17 protein-coding genes are annotated in these 19233 nt (G+C 43.8%); 13 read left to right on the plus strand and 4 right to left on the minus strand.

Annotated elements, in window-relative coordinates; translation table 11 throughout:
• The first annotated feature begins 68 nt into the window (after positions 1-68).
• From EBI00_RS11895 to EBI00_RS11910, 4 genes are all read left to right on the plus strand, one after another.
• Positions 69-1109, plus strand: a complete 1041-nt coding sequence (locus tag EBI00_RS11895; protein WP_123096157.1) for a quinone-dependent dihydroorotate dehydrogenase — start codon at positions 69-71, stop codon at positions 1107-1109.
• A gap of 124 nt (positions 1110-1233) precedes the next feature.
• On the plus strand, positions 1234-3402 hold the full coding sequence (rlmKL, locus tag EBI00_RS11900; RefSeq protein WP_123096158.1) for a bifunctional 23S rRNA (guanine(2069)-N(7))-methyltransferase RlmK/23S rRNA (guanine(2445)-N(2))-methyltransferase RlmL: 2169 nt from the start codon (positions 1234-1236) through the stop codon (positions 3400-3402).
• Between the two features lie 98 nt (positions 3403-3500).
• Positions 3501-4358, plus strand: coding sequence for a formyltetrahydrofolate deformylase (purU, locus tag EBI00_RS11905; RefSeq protein ID WP_123096159.1), 858 nt, complete (start codon positions 3501-3503; stop codon positions 4356-4358).
• 202 nt (positions 4359-4560) lie between these two features.
• A complete protein-coding gene (locus EBI00_RS11910; protein ID WP_241557026.1) occupies positions 4561-4824 on the plus strand; it encodes a formyltetrahydrofolate deformylase in 264 nt (87 codons plus the stop codon).
• Between the two features lie 166 nt (positions 4825-4990).
• Here EBI00_RS11910 and EBI00_RS11915 read toward each other — a convergent pair whose 3' ends face one another.
• Positions 4991-5953, minus strand: a complete 963-nt coding sequence (locus EBI00_RS11915; RefSeq protein WP_123096160.1) for an integron integrase — start codon at positions 5951-5953, stop codon at positions 4991-4993.
• Positions 5954-6335: 382 nt separating this feature from the next.
• On the opposite strand from EBI00_RS11915, the gene EBI00_RS11920 reads away from it, so the two are divergent.
• The 3 genes from EBI00_RS11920 (at position 6336) to EBI00_RS11930 (ending at position 9071) form a co-directional block, all read left to right on the plus strand.
• Entirely contained in the window at positions 6336-7355 is a 1020-nt protein-coding gene (locus EBI00_RS11920; RefSeq protein WP_123096161.1) for an IS110 family RNA-guided transposase, read from the plus strand.
• 270 nt (positions 7356-7625) lie between these two features.
• Positions 7626-8330 (plus strand): hypothetical protein, encoded by a 705-nt coding sequence (locus EBI00_RS11925; RefSeq protein ID WP_123096162.1) that lies wholly within the window; start codon positions 7626-7628, stop codon positions 8328-8330.
• Between the two features lie 138 nt (positions 8331-8468).
• Entirely contained in the window at positions 8469-9071 is a 603-nt protein-coding gene (locus tag EBI00_RS11930; RefSeq protein WP_123096163.1) for a GIY-YIG nuclease family protein, read from the plus strand.
• A 1-nt stretch (position 9072) separates the two neighbouring features.
• Here EBI00_RS11930 and EBI00_RS11935 read toward each other — a convergent pair whose 3' ends face one another.
• Positions 9073-10194, minus strand: coding sequence for a DNA cytosine methyltransferase (locus tag EBI00_RS11935; RefSeq protein WP_123096164.1), 1122 nt, complete (start codon positions 10192-10194; stop codon positions 9073-9075).
• 480 nt (positions 10195-10674) lie between these two features.
• Here EBI00_RS11935 and EBI00_RS11945 point away from each other — a divergent pair, with 480 nt between their 5' ends.
• Both EBI00_RS11945 and EBI00_RS16060 read left to right on the plus strand, forming a co-directional pair.
• A complete protein-coding gene (locus tag EBI00_RS11945) occupies positions 10675-11097 on the plus strand; it encodes a hypothetical protein (RefSeq protein WP_123096166.1) in 423 nt (140 codons plus the stop codon).
• Between the two features lie 110 nt (positions 11098-11207).
• Entirely contained in the window at positions 11208-11951 is a 744-nt protein-coding gene (locus tag EBI00_RS16060) for a hypothetical protein (RefSeq protein WP_174714924.1), read from the plus strand.
• Positions 11952-12169: 218 nt separating this feature from the next.
• Here EBI00_RS16060 and EBI00_RS11950 read toward each other — a convergent pair whose 3' ends face one another.
• Positions 12170-13057, minus strand: a complete 888-nt coding sequence (locus EBI00_RS11950) for an AraC family transcriptional regulator (RefSeq protein ID WP_158600753.1) — start codon at positions 13055-13057, stop codon at positions 12170-12172.
• Positions 13058-13228: 171 nt separating this feature from the next.
• Between EBI00_RS11950 and EBI00_RS11955 the strand changes: the two genes are divergently transcribed.
• Positions 13229-14140, plus strand: a complete 912-nt coding sequence (locus EBI00_RS11955) for an aldo/keto reductase (RefSeq protein WP_123096168.1) — start codon at positions 13229-13231, stop codon at positions 14138-14140.
• 525 nt (positions 14141-14665) lie between these two features.
• Here EBI00_RS11955 and EBI00_RS11960 read toward each other — a convergent pair.
• Positions 14666-15736 (minus strand): DUF3549 family protein, encoded by a 1071-nt coding sequence (locus EBI00_RS11960; protein ID WP_123096169.1) that lies wholly within the window; start codon positions 15734-15736, stop codon positions 14666-14668.
• Positions 15737-15862: 126 nt separating this feature from the next.
• Here EBI00_RS11960 and EBI00_RS11965 point away from each other — a divergent pair, with 126 nt between their 5' ends.
• The 3 genes from EBI00_RS11965 to EBI00_RS11975 are packed head-to-tail and all read left to right on the plus strand — an operon-like array spanning position 15863 to position 19123.
• Positions 15863-16204 carry a YqcC family protein gene (locus tag EBI00_RS11965; RefSeq protein WP_123096170.1) on the plus strand — a complete coding sequence of 114 codons (342 nt, stop codon included), beginning with the start codon at positions 15863-15865 and terminating at the stop codon, positions 16202-16204.
• Positions 16201-17064 carry a DUF1853 family protein gene (locus EBI00_RS11970; protein WP_123096171.1) on the plus strand — a complete coding sequence of 288 codons (864 nt, stop codon included), beginning with the start codon at positions 16201-16203 and terminating at the stop codon, positions 17062-17064. Before EBI00_RS11965 ends, EBI00_RS11970 begins: the two co-directional genes overlap by 4 nt.
• 46 nt (positions 17065-17110) lie before the next feature.
• A complete protein-coding gene (locus EBI00_RS11975) occupies positions 17111-19123 on the plus strand; it encodes a putative bifunctional diguanylate cyclase/phosphodiesterase (protein ID WP_123096172.1) in 2013 nt (670 codons plus the stop codon).
• The last annotated feature ends 110 nt before the right edge of the window (positions 19124-19233 follow it).

Genomic DNA, 19233 nt, shown 5'->3' on the forward strand with positions numbered 1-19233 from the left:
CAAGCACAGTAAAAAAACACAGTCAGATTACGCATCAAATTGATTTTAATAGCCTAGGAGCCTTGATTATGTACCAACTTGCTCGCTCGTTACTTTTTAAACTGGACTCTGAAGTGTCCCATGATTTGTCATTGGATCTTCTTGCGGCAAGCAGTCGATTGGGGTTAACCAAGTTTCTAGGTGGCCTGCCTTCTACGAATCCTGTTGAGGTAATGGGGCTGCGTTTCCCTAACGCCGTTGGTTTGGCGGCGGGTTTGGATAAAAATGCGGATGCGTTTGAAACTCTAGGTGCGCTAGGCTTTGGGTTTGTTGAAGTGGGCACAGTGACCCCCAAGGGCCAAGGGGGAAACCCGAAGCCACGTTTGTTTCGTTTACCAGAACACGAAGCCATCATTAACCGCATGGGATTCAATAATAAAGGCGTAGACCATTTGGTATCACGCATTAAATCCCGCCGTTATCCTGGTGTACTGGGCGTCAATATTGGCAAAAATTTGACCACGTCTGTTGAAGACGCCGCCGCCGATTATTTGGCGTGTTTAGAAGCTGTGATTCCTTATGCGGATTATATTACCGCCAACATCAGCTCACCCAATACCCCAGGGTTACGCAGTTTGCAGTTTGGTGAAAGTTTAGGGCAACTCATTGCGCCTTTAATCGTTGCCCGTGATCGCTACGAAGCCGAGCAGGGTAAGCGCGTTCCACTGGCGGTAAAAATTGCGCCCGACATGACCGATGACGAAATTAAAATGGTAGCGGACACCCTAGCAGAACAAGGTGTAGATGGTATTATTGCGACTAATACCACTTTGTCCCGTGATGCCGTTGCGGGTCATAGATTTGAGACAGAAGCTGGCGGGCTGAGCGGTGCGCCCGTTCGCGATGCGTCGACCCACGTCGTAAAAGTCTTGGCAGAGCACATGAAAGACAGCTTACCCATCATAGGTGTGGGCGGTATTTCCAGCGGTGCCGATGCGGTAGAAAAACTGCAAGCAGGCGCGCGTTTAGTACAGATTTACTCAGGTTTTATTTATCATGGTCCTGAATTGATAAAAGAAGCCATTGCCAGTACAGACGCCTATTACCGTCAACAGGATTTAGGCATCTAATAAGATCGAATTGAAAACAGTGTGTCTAGATTTAGGCAGGCTGCGCGGTAGGCGGGACGCATTCCCGCCTACTTTTTTTTATATCTCGGAACATTCATTGAATTTTTAAAAAAGTATTTTACAAATGAGCACGATATTACAGACACCGGATTCAGCCAGTCAGGTTTACGCATTAGAAATAACCTGTCCGCTTGGATTGGAAAATGTCTTAGAGAAAGAACTGCACGGCGAAGGCTTAACGCAAACTCGATTGGGCGAAGCGCAAGTAAAACTGACCACAAACTTAGAAGGCATGTATAAAGCCTGTCTTTGGTCCCGTGTGGCGACACGCGTGATGTTGCCGATTGCCAATTTCAAGATCGAATCGGCGGACGACCTGTATGATGGCGTAAAAGCCATCCAATGGTCTGACCATATGAACGCCACCAATACCATTGCCATAGATTGCCACGGCACCAATCACCACATTCGCAATACTCAGTTTGGTGCCGTGCGTGCCAAAGACGCGATTGCCGATTATTTTGTGGCCTTGTCTGGTGAACGTCCTAACGTGGAAAAAGAGCAGCCAGAAGTGCGCATTGCTTTGCGTATCAAGCGTGAAGTGGTGACGGTCAGCATCGACTTGTCAGGCGAAAGTATGCATCGCCGTGGCTACCGTCAACAAGGCGGTATGGCTCCCCTAAAAGAAAACCTCGCAGCGGGACTTTTACTGCGCGCAGGGTGGGGGACTGACTGCGGGTTGACGCAATTAATCGACCCTATGTGTGGCTCGGGTACCTTTTTAGTGGAAGCTGCCATGATGTCTTTGGACATCGCACCCGGTTTACGTCGTTCCTATTGGGGATTCAAAGGCTGGAAACAGCATGATCACCGCATGTGGCAACAGCTGATGGACTTCGCGAAGAACCGCAAAAAAGACCCAGCTACATTAGGTATCCGTTTCCAAGGCACAGATCGCGAGCAAAAAGCCATTGCCTCTGCGCGAGAAAACATCAAACGCGCCGGATTAACCGATGTGATTGACGTTAGCATGTCATCCTTTCAGGAACACGAGTTTGACATCAAGCCAGATGTGCCCGGTTTAGTCATCACCAACCCACCTTACGGTGAGCGTCTTGGGGATGAAATGGTCTTGATCGCCTTGTATCGCCAGTTAGGCGAATGGGTAGTGACCCATGTGCGTGGCTGGCAGTTTATGATGCTCACCAGCAACGATCATTTGGCGCGTCAAATTCCCGCTCGACCCGAAAAAAGCACCCGAGTGATTAACGGCGGCATCGAGTGTCGTGCGTATCAGTTTCCTTTATTGGCTGGCAGTATAAAAGAAGACGTGGTCGCGCAATCCGTGATGACACCAGGCGCACAAATGTTCGCCAACCGTCTGCAAAAAAATGCCAAGAAAATGAAGAAATGGGTCGATAAAAACAAGATCCAGTGTTATCGCGTGTACGACGCAGACATGCCAGAGTATTCTGTTGCCATCGACATCTACCAAGATTGGGCGCACGTTCAAGAATATCAGGCACCAAAAAGTGTCGACCCTGAAAAAGCCAAACAACGCTTGTTTGAAGTGATGTCGGCCATCCCGACGGCATTGAACATTGCCGAGTCTAAGGTGATTTTGAAGCAGCGTTTGCGCCAATCAGGCAAAGAGCAATATGAAAAACTCGATCAATCCAAGCACGAAATGATCGTAGAAGAATACGGCTGTGACTTCATCATCAACTTGAAAGACTATTTAGACACAGGCTTGTTTTTGGACCACCGCCCCGTGCGTAAACTGATCCAAGACAAAGCCAATGGAAAGCGTTTCTTGAATCTTTTTTGTTACACCGCCACTGCTACCGTACACGCTGGTCAAGGTGGCGCGCGCAATTCACTAAGTGTCGACATGTCAAACACCTACACCGAATGGGCGCGTCGTAATATCGAACTGAATGAGTTTTCTAGCCTTCACCATCAAGTAGAGCGCGCCGACTGTATCGAGTGGCTAAAACAAAGCCGCGACACTTTTGACTTGATCTTTATGGATCCGCCAACGTTTTCAAACTCGAAGAAAATGGCCGATGTGCTGGATATTCAGCGCGACCATGGTGATCTAGTGCGTTTGGCCATGGCAAGACTGGCCAAAGGTGGGGAGTTAATCTTCTCCAACAACTACCGTCGCTTTGTGCTGGATGAAACCCTAGAGCAAGAGTTTGACGTGCAAAACATTACTCGCGAAACCCTAGACCCGGACTTTGATCGCAATGGTAAAATTCACCAGTGCTACATAGTCAAACACAAGCAATAAAAGGGTGAGTCAGCAGACGAATCCAGTATCATTGTCTAACGATGTAAAAGACTAACACAGTGTTTAGTCTTCTTTTTTAAAGGTTATTGGTTTTTAGTATGAAAAAAACATTTCGACTTGTGATTAGTTGTCCCGACAGAGTGGGGATTGTGGCGGCCGTGAGCCAGTTTTTGAACGAGCGTCAAGGCTCTATTTTAGAAGCCAGCCATCACACAGATTTAGAACAAAAATGGTTCTTTATGCGTCACGACATTGATGCAGACAGTCTAAACATTGACGTGGCGACCTTTCGCAAAGAATTCGCCCCCATCGCAGAAGAATTCAACATGCAATGGTATGTCAAAGACAGCGAAGATCGTCCTAAAGTGGTGTTATTGGCCACCAAAGAATCTCACTGCTTAAACGACATCATGCACCGCTGGCACACAGGTGAGCTAAATTGCGAAATCGTCGGCGTTATTGCCAACCACGAAGACCTTCGCTCCATGGTGGAATGGTACAAGATTCCTTACTTCTGCATTCCCGTGCCAAAAGAAAACAAAATGCCTGCGTTCCAAGAAATTGAAGCCTGCATTGATGCATCTGGCGCCGACACCATAGTCTTGGCTCGCTACATGCAGATTTTCCCTGAATACTTGTGCGAGAAATACCGCCATCGAGTCATCAACATACACCACAGCTTCTTGCCGTCTTTCATTGGTGCGAAACCTTACCACCAAGCCGCGGTTCGTGGCGTGAAACTGATTGGCGCCACCTGCCACTACGTGACCGCAGACCTAGACGCCGGCCCGATTATCGAACAAGACGTGATTCGTGTTCGCCACAGCCACGCCGCAGAAGACATGGTGCGCCTAGGCAAAGACATCGAAAAACTCGTATTGTCACGTGGCCTACGCTACCACCTAGAGGACCGCGTATTAGTTCACGGCAACAAAACCGTGGTGTTTGCGGAATAATACCCGCACCGCAAAGAGAGCGATAAAGGGAAGACTCATGCCTTCCCTTTTTTTATTTTTTGTCATCTTAATGCCGTAAAATTTTTGTTCTTGGAAAAAGTGTCTATAGTTACTAAGAGAGTTACTTAAGAGCGTTTTTTTATTAAAGAATGCTGCAATCAGAAGACAACGAAAAAAACAAATAAACAGCTGGGTGAGGTGAATGATGAAACTCAAATTAACCCCAACTCAAAACCTGTGTGTGGGCTATTTAGAATCCGGTTTTGAACTGATTCAACAAGACGATCAATACTTCTTCATCAAAGGCCAGCGCCGCCAAAAGGTACTGCCCAAAACCCTAAACGCCCTCGTCAGCCGAGGCGCCCTTGCACACACAGAACAAGGCGACTACAAACTCAGTGACGAATTCATCGAACACCGCAAACGCATGCAAAGCCCCAGCAAAACCAAACCAACGCACCATTAACATACTTGAAAGCCATAGACCCCAAGGCTCATGAGGAAGGCACGACCGTAATAAGGCGTTCAAAACTTGCAGTGACAACATACCTCATCGCAGCGCCATTTAACTCTCCGCATCCTCAAATGTAGGTCGTGCATTTATGCCGACAACGTAATAATTTCCTCATGGTTCATAAGATCTGATCAAGAGGGCTATTGGTTCCCGCAAAATGCTGGCCGATGACATGGGTATAAATTTGTGTTGTCGACACATCGTTATGGCCGAGCAATTCTTGAACGGTTCTTATGTCTCGCCCTGCCATGAGTAAATGGGTCGCAAAAGAGTGGCGAAAAGTATGACAATTTACTCTTTTTTCATTAATTCCCGCGTCATTGACCGCTTTCTTCAACGCCTTACGAGGCACTGAATCATGTAAATGGTGTCTGCATAACTCACCAGTTAAAGGATGCGGACTAATTGACGTAGAGGGAAATAAAAACATCCAACTTAATTGACGAAAAGCATTAGGATACTTTTTAGAAAGCGCAAATGGTAAAGAAGGGCCATATCCGTTTGAATTGTCGTTTTGCTGGATTTTTTGAGCATATTCTTTTTGTTTATTTAAAGCTTCGGCTAACTTGCGGCTAAGAATAGTGGTTCTGTCTTTATTGCCTTTACTGCATCGCACAGCCAAACTGCCTTGATCCAAATTAATATCTTGAATGCGAATGCGTAAACATTCGCTAATTCTAAGTCCCGAGCCATACAGTAATGAAAAAATCAAATGATCCCGTTCATTCAAACAGCTTAGGACTTTTTGAATTTCGTTTGCGGCTAGAATAATGGGCAGACGTCGACCTTGTTTAGCATGCTGAAACCCTAAATCTCCCAATGGTTGATCCAGTAACTTGTTGTACAAAAAGGCGAGGGCATTCAGGGCCGATTTTTGAGTATTGATTGCGACATGTTGCTCTACGGCCAGAAACGATAAAAATGCTCTTACCTCTTCAGCGCCCATGTTTTGAGGGTGTTGCAACTTATGGAATCGAATAAAATATTTAATCCAATACAGGTAAGACTTCTCTGTTTTTAGGCTATAGCCGCGTAGCCGCAGCTCATGGCGAATAAAATTGAGGAAAGGGCTGGAAGACATCACACACTCCTTGTGGATAATTGATAAAAACTGTACAAATATACAGTCTATTTTTATGGTTGCCAACTTTTGGCTCGGTTTGCCAGTTTTGAATAGTCCTATTTTGCGTATTTGTACTGGTAGTAAGCCAGAAAGACCTTTAGTATCAATGGATAAGAATATCAGTAGCCGAAATAACAGGCTGTGAATAAATGTGTAAACCCGCATGCTCGGATTTCCAGTTTCATATGCTGTGGGAAAGTTTAAAAAGTGCCGTAGAATCAGTTTTTTACAGGGATTTATATGGAAATTAAAAACTATGTAGATGCGCATGCGCACTATTAAAATAATGAAATGGACACCCCCTTCTATACTGAGTAGGTCAGTTTAAAAGGAGGACGTTATGGATACGATTCATACAATTGGTATTGATTTAGCCAAATCAGTTTTTCAGATATGCGCTTTTAATCGAGCTGGAAAAAAACTGTTTAATAAAATGCTACGTCGCAATCAACTTCTTCGTTTCTTAAGTAATATAGAGTCATGTTTGATTGGAATGGAAGCATGCGGTAGCTCCCATTATTGGGCTAGAGAGATAGGTAAACTAGGCCATACTGTGAAGTTGATGCCACCACAATATGTAAACCCTTGTGTTAAAACGAATAAGAATGATGCAGCGGAAGCCGAAGCCATTTGTGAAGCGGTTAGCCGACCAAATATGCGTTTCGTTTCTGTTAAAAGTGAAGAGCAGCAAGCTTTGCTTTTACTCCATCGAGAACGAGATGGTGTTGTACGAGACCGAACGGCTTTAATTAATAGAATTAGGGCAAGTTTGCAGGAGTTTGGTGTCAGTATCCCAGCAGGAAGGTTTCGTTTACAGATATGGTTTAGAGAGGATTTTGCCTTAGTTGAAGATTGTCTGCCTAAGATGTTGTGTAATCTTATTAAGTCAATGCAATCTAGATTAATGGATTTAGAGAAATACCTAGATGGCTTAGATACACAAATTGATAGAGCGAGCCAAGAAAGTCGCCAATGTCAGGCTATTAGAGAAATTCCAGGTGTTGGTCGATTAACCTCATCAGCGTTAGTGGCAAGTATTGGTGATGCAAGAGAATTTGATTCTGGTCGTCAACTATCTGCTTGGTTGGGTTTGGTGCCGAGTCAACACTCAAGTGGAGGAAAGTCACTTTTACTAGGTATTAGTAAACGAGGCGATTCGTATTTAAGGCGAATGTATATTCATGGTGCTAGGGCGGTTATAAGACATAGTAAACCGGGAAAACCTTATTATGAGTGGATTACAAACCTGTTAAACAGAATGCATAAAAACAAAGTCATTGTGGCATTAGCCAACAAATTGGTAAGAGTTGTTTGGGCGATACTTGCACGAGATCAAAAATATCAGGCTCAAACGGTCTAAATTTAAAAGAGTGATACACCAAGTTTTGCTTAGTAAAAAAGAGTGATGACAAGATAGGTAAGACCGTGACTTGGAAATTCTGGGACTAACATCGTTTCGTTGAAAACGCCAAAATGATTAGAACCAAGTCAGCGGAGTTCATCAGGGATAAAAGCTAAAAAAGCTTTACGAAAAATCCGAATAGATGGCTGCAAAACTGTTCTTGTTAGATCTTGATTTTACTTGCAAAAATCGGGGTGTCCATAGATGTTAGGCATTCAGGAGATACCAATGGAATTCGATGTAGGAAAGTGGCTTGGTAAAATACTTTTTGAGTCGGGCAACTTTGAAGTTCTATATGAATACTCTTCGAATGAAAAGTACTTGATGGAATATATTGGCAATAGAGAAATAATGGGTTCAAAAGGAACAGAAAAAATTTCAAACTTGTCAAGTTCGTATAAAGATTCGATTGTTGACTCACTCTCTTCATCTGTCAGAGAAGCGTTAGAGACAATGTGTAACAACATGAATGTAATTGCCGTGGCATTTCTAGAGGGAATGATGAAAGAGCTTGCTGTGAGTGTATTTGTTAAACACCCAGTCAGAATGTATAAATATATTGGAGAGAATGAGGCAGGGTCGGTTTCCTTGAAGTTAATATTAAACGAAGAGACGAAAGAAGCATTGATATTGAATTTAGCTAACATGGCCGCTTCGACTCTTTTGAAAGGGAAGTTTTCTTCCAACATTAAAAATCTCGAAGAAATCACAAAGTCTACCGTACCAGAAAGTCTAAAAAAATGTCTTATAAAAATAGTTCAACATCGAAATGAATTCGTTCATGAAAGCAAAGTTAAGACATTAACAAACTTAGATGTCAAAAAAAACTTTGACGATGTATATGAGTTTTTAAAATGGATGGGCATAGCAGCTTTAAGTCAGAATGTACCTGTTAATGACCCGGCTAATCTGGTTATTTCAGAACATGCCTAACAAGGTTGTCAACTCGGACAAAAAACAGTTGGCTGTTACGCTTCGCTTCACATTTTAGCCAACAATTTTTTGCCGGTTACAACGGCGTTATACGCGGGCTAATCCGTCGCATTTTTTAACCTATTAACAAGAAGAAATATGGATATAAAAGCAGTAAGAAAAGAAATGTTGAGTGAGCTGACTGATCAAGTTGGTGTTTACGCTTTATGTGATTTAGACAAAAATCCAATATATATTGGGCAATCTACCGATGGAATAAGAACAAGGGTAAACCGCCATTTAACGAGTGCTAGAAGCGATGTTATTGCGAATAGACAGCTTGATATTTGGGAAATCTACGAAGTTTGGGCATGGCCAGTAGGAGAAAAACTCCCTAAAGCAACACCCAAAGCGGAGAAAGATAGGCAAAAACAGAAAATAACAAGCTTAGAGAACTATTTAATAAGTTATTACAATTCAATTAGTCCATTAGTAAACGGAAAGCTACCAGTATCTACTGAAATAACTCCAGAGGTACCCGTTAAACAAACTGTACCGATTATGCATGAAGAAGAGCGCTTACAGCGATTGGAACCATCGCGCAGATTACCGCGACAAATGGAGCACTTAACTAATCTATTTAGCCACATTCTTGAGGTAAAAAATAACCCAGAACAAAGACGTATGCTCAGGGTTCATTTCAATAGGACAGACAAATATTACAAAGGCTTTATGGCAGACTCAGGAGAAGACGAAGTGTAGATTATGAGGCCTCTTGGATAGGTTTGAGCAAATGCTTTTCAATCCAAGAAACAGCTGGAACTACTAAGCCATCACCAAACACATGATATGCATCATTATATTTGCTAGGTAGCTTATAATTATCCGGGACACCCATTAGTCTAGCGGCCTCTCTGCGAGATAGCAGTCTAGCTTTCACTTCGCCATTCTCAACCAGAACTAAGGTTTGTCTGCTAGAGCCACCAGTGGGGGTTCTTAAGCACCCTGCGGTGCCATCAAACCTCACTTCAGCTCTTTGAAGTTTTTCTCCATTCTTTTGTTTTCTTACCCTTTTGTACAATCCTCCGACAACCAATCCATTTTCCCTTTTAGCTTGATTAAGTTTTTCTAGATTTGTTTCGCTCATCATTGAGATGAGCTTCTTTACTTCTCCAGTGCCAAGCTCCTTAACATCAGTTGGATTTTCTTCAACAATATCAACTAAGTTTTTATCTCTATTAGGAGGAGTTGGCATAGACCACCAGACCCACTTTTTCTGCAATTTTTCTGGTAATGCAGAATGGGCTTTAATCAAATTAGAAGGGTGCCACTCAGGGTTAGGTTCTTTACTAATTAGAGTGAAAAATCGTGTTTTAGGGGTTTTTGTCGCGATTACAAACAGTCTAGGTCGTGATTGAGGTACAAATGAAGCACCATCTACTACAACGCACCCAGTGTAGTACCCCAGACTTGAAAGTGCCTCAATTATAGCTTCAAAGTCTTTACCACCATGCGAAGTAATAGCGCCGACAACATTTTCAAGAACAATGAGATTTGGTTGCCGCTTTTCTACCTTAAGGTCCTTTATAATCGACATTAGTTTTTTAAAGGTTCCACTGCGCTCACCATTTAAGCCAGCTCCGTTACCTGCTAATGACAAGTCCTGGCATGGGAATGAGCCCCATATAAGGTCTGCTTTACCGGGTAGATTTGATGCATTCAGTTTATAAATGTCTTCTTTTAAAATCTCATCATCTCCAAAATTTTCTATATAGGTAGAAACTTTTTTAGCGCAAATATCATTGGCAAACTGGCATTTCCATTCACCACCTAATCCGAGGCGCGCCATTCCTCCTCCTGAAAAAAACTCAAAAAATTTAGGCATCGCTACTGCCCTTAATTTTGTATTCAGCAGTGAGTTCACATACACAATTGTGGACTCTTTCCTGATCATCAGTGCCAACAGGATAAGATGGGCATTTGCGACCAGAGACTACGCCATCATATGAAATTTGAACTTTGGATACAGGCTTAAATTCACCGTCTCCCCAGTCCTCTAGACCTACAGAAACTTTGTATGAAGTGCCCTTGGGATGCGGGGGGCTCGCCTCTATATCTTTCGATTTTTGGGGGTAGAATGTTCTGGGCACAGAGGTATAGACCTGAGTTGTAAATGATTGACGTAATTTACTATAGAGGCCTATAGGAGTCTATAGTAAAATTTAGACTAAAAACGTATAACAAGGCGCTGCAACCGACCTCCGGTATTTGTCACTTTGGTTGCAAAAATCCGCAAATAAAGTGCCAAGTACCTCCGGCGGCTGAGCGCGGCGTTATGGAATCAACGTTTCTTCGGTAATTTCTGATGAATCAAAGAGAAAAGAACGTCAAGATGATGATTAAAGTCATCAAAGACTGCCAAGAACACAAGAAAATGAGAACTCCAAACAGAGTCTGGTCTACATACTTTCGCTATGCGTTAAATGAACTTGAAAAGGGCTCAGTGTTAGTATCAGAGGCTGTAAATGAAAATCTAAATGAAAAATTCATTATTGAGCACACATTTCCATTTAGATTGCTCCGCGACAAATTAATGAGCCTTGAAAACGTTGATTTTAGATCAGTTTCAAACATTTTGGATAGATTTCATGTGGTAACTAAAATTACTTACGAAGAGGACCAAAGATTGAAATTAAATGGTCTTAACCGTGACATGCCAAAGGATTGGGATCAAAAAAATCCGTTTGCTAGGTACGAGGTGGCAGGAATATCAATTTATCCAGACTAGGAACATTCATAACAAACCGCTTAAATTTGTTCCGGCCACAAAAAAGCGTGGCCTCCACCGACTCGCTAACTCTCGCCGTTTAGCGGGGCGTTATATTTTTCGAGAAAGTGATGAGTACAGTTAGAGTTCAATTAGAATATATATTCGAGTTTTTAAAAGGTAATCGGGACTTTAATCTACGTTTGCAGGAGCAGTTCTTTCTTCCTGTATTATCTGTTAATCGCAGTATTAATACTAAAGTAATCAACCTGTTATACCATGTTGCTAACACTCAGAGTCAACCTAAAATAGATCCATTATCTGAGTTTTATCGATCAGTATATGAAGATATCGACAAAACACAGACGTTTGAAAGTTTTGTTGAGCTACTAACTGGAAAGAAAAGCACATCGTTCAATGACCTTTACCAAGGATTACGAGCACAAAAAGGTTGGGGGAAAAAGACTGCCGCTCTATTTACTAAGGTGGTATACCAAGCTCATAGTAAATTGAGTGAAGATTGTCATTTTTGGGCAGATACACCCAATAAAATCATAGGAAATGATGAAATATGGCTACCTGTTGACGCTGTTATCATCCATATATTTGAACGGCTAGGTATGGAAAGGCCTAGCTTCGATAAAGTCAATAAGTTAATAAAGCAGCACTACTCTGGCAATGACTTAGAGGTGTGGGATGATTTGTGGTTTTGGGGTTTCATTACTCAAAAAGGAACGGGGAGTAATCGGCAGATGGAATGGAACGAGAATAAGTATTGGTCGTTAACTCATTCTGATAAAAATCCATTGATTATTAATGAAATCAAAGAAAACTCACTAGAGTTTATAGGCTTATTTGAAAAATATAACAAGTAATTTAAGAGTGATTCGCAAAGCTTGGCAGTTTCGTTTCGCTCCAGTATAGCCAAGCGCCGCTCACACCTTAATGCGGGCGTTATGCAGCTAGGTGACACTGATCGCAGTTAGCTTTGCCACAGAGTCAATCGGTGCTGAGTAAATTGGTCGAGATATAACTTAAATAATACATTCACAGCGATAACTTCACCGCCCCTAAGAAGACTTTCCCCAAAAATCTAACTAATTCCAGCAGCAGTAGCTCTATCTTGTCGTGGCGATTTATCAAATTTTCTCGTGTATTCACGACTGAATTGAGCGGAGTTATCGTAGCCAACCTCAAAGCCAATCATGGCGATTGGGCGTGTACTTTCGCGTACTAAGGTTTGTGCTTTAAGTAGGCGTAATTCTTTGGCGTAGGTGAGCGGACTCATGCCTGTGATGGTTTTGAAATGTTGATGCAAGGCCGAGCGACTCATGCCAGATTCTTTGGATAACTCTGCGATGGATAGGTTTTTACTGAGATCGTCGTTGATGAGTTTAATGATTTTGGCCACTTGCGCCGATTTATCGCCATGCCATACCAAGCGCATTAGTCGATGGCCGATTTCTGAATGCAGCAAGCGCGCATGAATTTCGTCTTCAATTAAGGGCGCAATCATTGGCGCAAGGGTTGGCTCGTTCGCTAATTCAATCAATCGTTCTAGCGCCTGTGCGACTTCGTTTGGCACTTGGTGACAGCCAATGGCAGCGCCATCATCTGCCGGATGCGTGGTGTATGTTGGATCAGAATAACGCAATAATTTTTCTCGATCTAACGGCAAGATCACTGCAACATATGGCGTTTGCATTGATGCCTGAGTGATTTGCGAAATTACCGGAATATGATGGCTCACCAAAATCATCTTGGCTTGGTTGCAGCGTACTTGGTGCTCGCCGGCAGAGACTTGTTTCTCACCCTGTAGTACCAAGCACAACAGTGGTTGATACACCGAAGATTCAATCGGCGTAGGTGCGCTGAAAGAGGCTATCACTAATTTGCTGTAGTCAAATTGCAGGTAACCACCAAGGATATTCTGGCGCTGGATGCAGTTTTGGGTAAGGGTGAGTAGAGTGTCAATGGCCATCGTTCGCTTCACATGGTTTGATAAATACATACCATCAAAAATATAACGTGTATTTCGCTATAGATCTATAATTTTGGATTATTGTGCAAATAAAATGGAGTATTAGCCAGTTTATATCTAGTGATATGGATTATAAATACAGTCACTTTCATTCGATATTTGGGATTAATTATGGACATGTCACAATCAACTCTCAATAAACTGGGTATGCCGTTGGTAGGCTTTGGTACTTATCAACTTTCAACCGAGCAAGCGGAGATATGTGTACGCGATGCCTTACAGGCTGGATTTCGCCATATTGATTCGGCGCAGGGCTACAATAACGAGGTTGGTACGGGGAAAGCCATAAAAACCGCTGGCATTGCCCGCGATGAAATATTTATTACGACCAAGCTGTTTCCAGGTTATGCGCCGTGGGGTTCTGCAGAGAAAACATTCGACGACACCATTAATACTCTTAAGCACCAATTGTCCGAGTTGCAATTGGATTATGTGGATATGTATATGATTCACGCACCGTTCTCTAGTCTGAGATTAGAGCAGTGGCAAGCGTGCATGGAGTTAAAAAAATCGGGTTTAACCAAGCATATTGGTGTGGCGAATTACAACATTGAGCGCCTTGAAGAAATCATTATGACCGGATTAGCCTTGCCAGAAGCCAACCAAATTGAATTTCACCCGCTTTGTGCTCAAGTGAAATTGACCGAATTTATGCTCCAAAAGGGGATTGTGCCAATTGCCTATAGCTCGCTCGCACCACTGGCGAGTTGGCGAATGGAAGCCGGCCAAGGCGGCGAGGTGTTATCAGAAATCAAAGGTGAGAGCCAAATTGTGCTTAATGAAATGGCCAACCGCATGAAGGTGCCGCAAGCCAAATTATTATTAAGATGGGGCATGCAGCATGGCTATTGTGTGCTCACCAAAAGCAGCAAACCTGAGCGTATTCGAGATAACTTGAATATTTTTGATTTTAGTATTTCAGATCAAGACATGGCGCGCCTAGATCAGCTTAATCAAAACCAAGCTATCGCTTGGGCAGCAAATGGCTTAAATCCAATGGATGTTGCTGATCCGCTTAAATAGAGTGTTTTAGGGCTGGCAGATTGACAATGCTTTTGGATTTTTGCAAGACTTACGGGCTGGTTGCTTCAAAATAGCGTACAAGTGTTGCATAAATCGCATAACAATCGCATGTTGCCGGACTGGTTTTCCGCTGCGCTCCAATTTTACCGCAGAGCGCAGCGTTATGAATCGGCACGGAGAGAGCCAGCTAACAAGACACCCACCCACACAAACCATGCCAAGAGCCAGAAGTCAGCCAGTTAGTTTACAAGATACGCCTTACTATCACTGTGTTTCACGCTGTGTTTGTAGGGCGTTTTTATGTGGTGAAGATCCTGTCTCTGGTGCAAGTTTTGATCATCGCCGTGGTTCGGTCGAAAGGCAATAAAAAATGAATTTCACATAAATACCCTCTCTGGATATGGCTGTTTTGTATGATGAATACTGCTACTTAGTGTGGGTGTCTTAGTTAAAGCTTTCGGAGTCTGTCGCATTTTTGCATTCAACTGCCACAGACTCCATTTTTCCGTTACTTACTATTTCTCATCACTGAACAGATGTTGGCGTCTGTGTGAATATATAACTTACCGCTTGGGCCAGTTTCGGGCTGACGTGGCCGCTGCGTAGGAGTGTCCAAAGGGGTTGTTTGGCTTCAGGGTGTTGGCTGAGTTCGGCGGCGATTTGTTTGAATGCGATGTAGCCATCTTCTCGGTGTGCCAGTTTTTCCATGATGATTCGCAGTAGCTGTGGGTTTTGACCAAGCCAATGAGGGCATTTTGCGGCGAGGGCGACTATTTTGTGAAGGTCGTCATCCGTGCAGTCTGTCAGGCTGCCCAATAAACCGAACAAGGGCAGCAATAGGGTATCGTCTAAATCGGCTCTGGATAGGGCGCGTAGGTAGCTGGCTTGCATCAGTGCGTCTGGCTCGGTTTGTAGCCGTTGGATCAGGGTTGTTTGCAGTGAGTTGGGCAGTGTTTCGTGTTCAAGAGCGTGACATAAGGCGCTGACAAGGGGCTTGGCGGCTTGCTGAATGGCCTTTTGTATGAGTGCTTGGTAGTTGGTTTCGTTGACTCTGGCAGCGAGTTCGGCAATGCCTTGCAGGCCGAGTGTCTGCCAGCGGTCGCCTTGTTCACTTAGGTCTGACGAAAGGTGCTGAACCACGTCGTCAAAGTAGTGCGACGGTGCTTGGTGAAGATTCTTGCCAAGAATAGCGTGAAAACTGGCCATGCGTTCTTGATCGGGTTTGAAAGCATAAGGGCTGTCTTCGAGGGCTTCGGATAAACCGGCTTCTTCACCTTTGTGCAGTATTTTATCGACGATACTCTTGATGAAGTGATCTCGCGTGCCTAGGTTTAAGCAGCCCGCTTCGTCGAGTGGCATTTTGATGAACCAAATGACACTAGCATTGGCACTGTCTTTTTTCGCAGTGTCTTTTGATTTTAACAGGCAGGCCAGCCAGGCGTGTTGACGAAAGGGAAAAGGGTAGGCTTGTTGTTTGCGGTCGAACTGTATGGCTTGCTGCGGAGTGATTTTGGTGATATTACGCCCTAGGTCGTAGTAGCTCACGTCACAGCCGACCATATCAAATAAGTCAGAAAGCGATTCTATTTTGTTCATGATAAAATGTGGACTCGTTTTGTCGATAAAATACGGTGTTGTTCGAGTTACTGATCAAGCGATTGATCGGGTTATCGATTAACATAAAGATGCAGTATATTAACGTTTTTCACAGGAGAAATCAGGTTGGAAAAACCCTTTTCGGCGTATCATGTGTTGGCTGACTTGATTATGGATTTGCAAGTGGCGATGCAAAGTGCAGGTGTGTGGGAGTGCGAAACGCCATCTGACCTTGCTTTGCAAAGTGTGGAGCCTTTTTGTGTGGATACCATGGCCTTTGAGCAGTGGTTGCGTTTCGTTATGATTGAACGCTTTAAAATAATGATGGCGACAGGCGAGGCGTTGCCTAAACGTTGTCATATTGCGCCGATGGCAGAAGAGGCTTTTAAAAACCGTTCCCATGACAGTGTGCGTCAATTGGTTCACTGTTTAAATCGAATTGATCAGCATTTAAGTGGTCTATCGTGAGGTTAGATGCCTTTCGTCACCCTTTAGTAAGAGATTTGGCCTGGCTGGTGGAAGGGCATTATATAGAACGAGATTGTTGTCTTGAAGATTATTGGCTTGCTGATGTTGAGGCGCGTTTATTGGTCTTGGATCAAGCCCCAGCGCCTTTGATTGAGGCCTTGGCGCAGTGTAAGTCGCATTTTCTTGGCAGTTATTTTGAGACGCTGTTTTCGTTTGCGATTGAACATTTATCCTCTCTTAATGTACTAAAGGAGCATTTTCAGATCACTCAAGATGGCAAGACACTAGGGGAAGTGGATCTCCTAGTGGAAACGCCGGAGGGCGAGCTTGTTCAGTTTGAGATTGCGATTAAGTTTTACTTAGAGCGGCCGGATCTTTCGCCGCATCATTGGATTGGTCCGAACAAAAACGACAGCTTGCTCAAAAAAGTCACCCGAGCGAGGGAGCATCAGTTATGTATTTTGCAGACGAATGCGGGTTTGTCTGCGATTCAGGACATAGCTAAGGGGCGCGTGCCCCGCGAGTGTTTACTGATTTTTGGGCGTTTGTACCTTGAGTTGGGTGACGAGGCAAGTGTAACGGCTTGGATGGAACAGACGTACTATGGCGGATGGATCCGTGTGTCTCAGTTGTCCCTACTAACGCCTTACTTTTCCGATTTTTCGATCATTGAAAAGCCCCACTGGTTGGCACCGCGAAATATAAATGATAAATTCGCTTCCAATTTTCTGCAATCTGCCTACAATCTTGTAGGCGAATTCCTACATGATGACAGGCCTAAGCACGCACTTTTTAGACAAGCGTCCGACAGCATATACTCCTCTTTTCGAAGCGTATTCATTGTTCCAGATTCATGGTAAGACAGGATTTAACAGACGACCCGTTTTCAAGCAGTATTTAAAGTAAATGACTGATTTATTAGCGTTATTGCGTTATAAAATGCCTTCTGCGGCTTGGATTATTGATATTCAAGCGTCTAGGGTGTGTTGCAGCAATGCAGCTGCGAAAGCCTTGTTGAGCGATTCTTTGCATGATATTGAATCCGGTCAGCGTGTGATTGAAGACGAGCTTAAGGTGCGTTTGTCACATTATTTAGAAACGCTGGAAGTGGGTGACGCCTTACCTTTTAAGTGGCCATTCACGGGCAACGATGGCGCTCAGTATCATGTTAGCGGTTCGGTCGTGGCGTTAGATGATGGTCATAAAGGCGTGTTGTGTGAAGCGCATCCTTCGATCGGTGCCTCTGTGAGCACGCCATCTGTTGTGCCTGCTTTCTGTCCATTGACTCAATTTGAAACACTTTCTTTTGCGATGTTTGACCTTAATGGTCATTTTATCGACGCCAGTGCCTATTTTGTGGCATCTTTTGGCGATATCCAACATATTCGAGATTTGTTTGCCCACGCAGGTGCGGCGAACAGTTTTATGACTCGATTTTCTCAGCAAAATAGCCTGTCCCAAGAGATACGCTTGTCTTCCTTGGCGGGAGTGCGTTGGCATACCATAGAAATCACCTATAACTCGACCGATCAGACGGCGTATTTACTGACGCAAGATATTCAAGAAAAGCGCGAGCACGAAATTGCTTTGTACCGACTGAATAACTACGACGGGCTGACAAATTTACCTAACCGCAATTTGCTGTATCAACAATTGGAAAGCGCTTTTGATAATGCGCGAAGACGAGATCGTCAGTTTGGGCTCTTGTACGTTGATTTAGACAGTTTCAAAGTCATTAATGATAATTTTGGTCATCGTGTTGGTGATGAACTGATCCAGCGCGTAGCAGAGCGATTAAAAGACAATATTCCCACTAGAGCGTGCTTGTACCGTTTGGGTGGAGACGAATTTGTTGTGGTGTTGGAAAATACGCGTGATGTGGCTGAATTGGAAAGCATCGCGGAAAGTATTATGCAGAATGCGGGCAACACTTATCCGGTTGCGGGAATGGAGATGATGATCACCGCGAGCATTGGTATTGCCAGTTACCCTCAGCACGCAAGTGACGTGGACAGTATGTTGAAAAACGCTGACGTCGCCATGTATCGAGCCAAGTCCATGGGGCATAACATGTACGTGGTCTATCAAAATACCATGTCGGATAATTCAAATGCTTATCTCACCTTGGGCGGCAGCTTTCGTAAAGCGATTGATGAAGAGCAGTTCGTGTTGTTTTACCAGCCAAAGATTCGTCTTCCTGACGAGGTAGTGATTGGGGCAGAGGCTCTAATTCGTTGGGTGCATCCAGAGTTGGGCATGATCAGTCCAGATAGTTTTATCCCATTGGCGGAAGAAAGCGGGTTGATTTTGCCTTTGGGTGAGTGGGTGATTCGTCGAGCATGTCGCCAGTTGCAAGAATGGCGAGAAGCAGGGTATGCCCCTATAACTATTTCTGTCAATTTATCTAGCCGTCAATTTATGCAGGCAGATTTGGTTGATATGGTGAGACAAGCGCTTGAAGACACGGGAGTGGATCCTCAGTATTTAGAGCTTGAGTTGACAGAAAGTATGTTAATGGCGGATGCGCAACAGTCGATAGAAAAGCTGCACAGCTTTCGAAAACTGGGGTTAACCTTATCTATTGATGATTTCGGTACGGGTTATTCTTCTTTGGCATACTTGAAAAAATTCCCAATTCAGACTTTAAAAATTGACCGTTCGTTTATTCATGATTTGGGTATTGATGGCGATAATGACGCGATTGTGAAAGCCACCATTGCCATGGCCAATGGTTTAAGTTTAAAGGTGATTGCCGAAGGCGTGGAAAGTCGTTCCCAGATAGATTCTTTAAATGGCTATCACTGTCAGGAGGTGCAAGGGTATTTGTTCTCCAAGCCCCTTCCTGATGTCGAGTTTCGCGCTTTTATGCAAGGCTATGTGGCTTCACCTTCTTGCTCAAAAGGCGTTCTACTGCAATAGTGAGTCAAGCAACCTTGCTTTCTCGAGTGAAATTCAAGACGTAAAACGGTGCTACTGGTTGGTTTTCGTATTCTCATGCTTTTCAATGAGTTATGATTGGCGCAAATGCT

Source organism: Marinomonas hwangdonensis (genome assembly GCF_003721245.1).
Lineage (GTDB): Bacteria > Pseudomonadota > Gammaproteobacteria > Pseudomonadales > Marinomonadaceae > Marinomonas > Marinomonas hwangdonensis.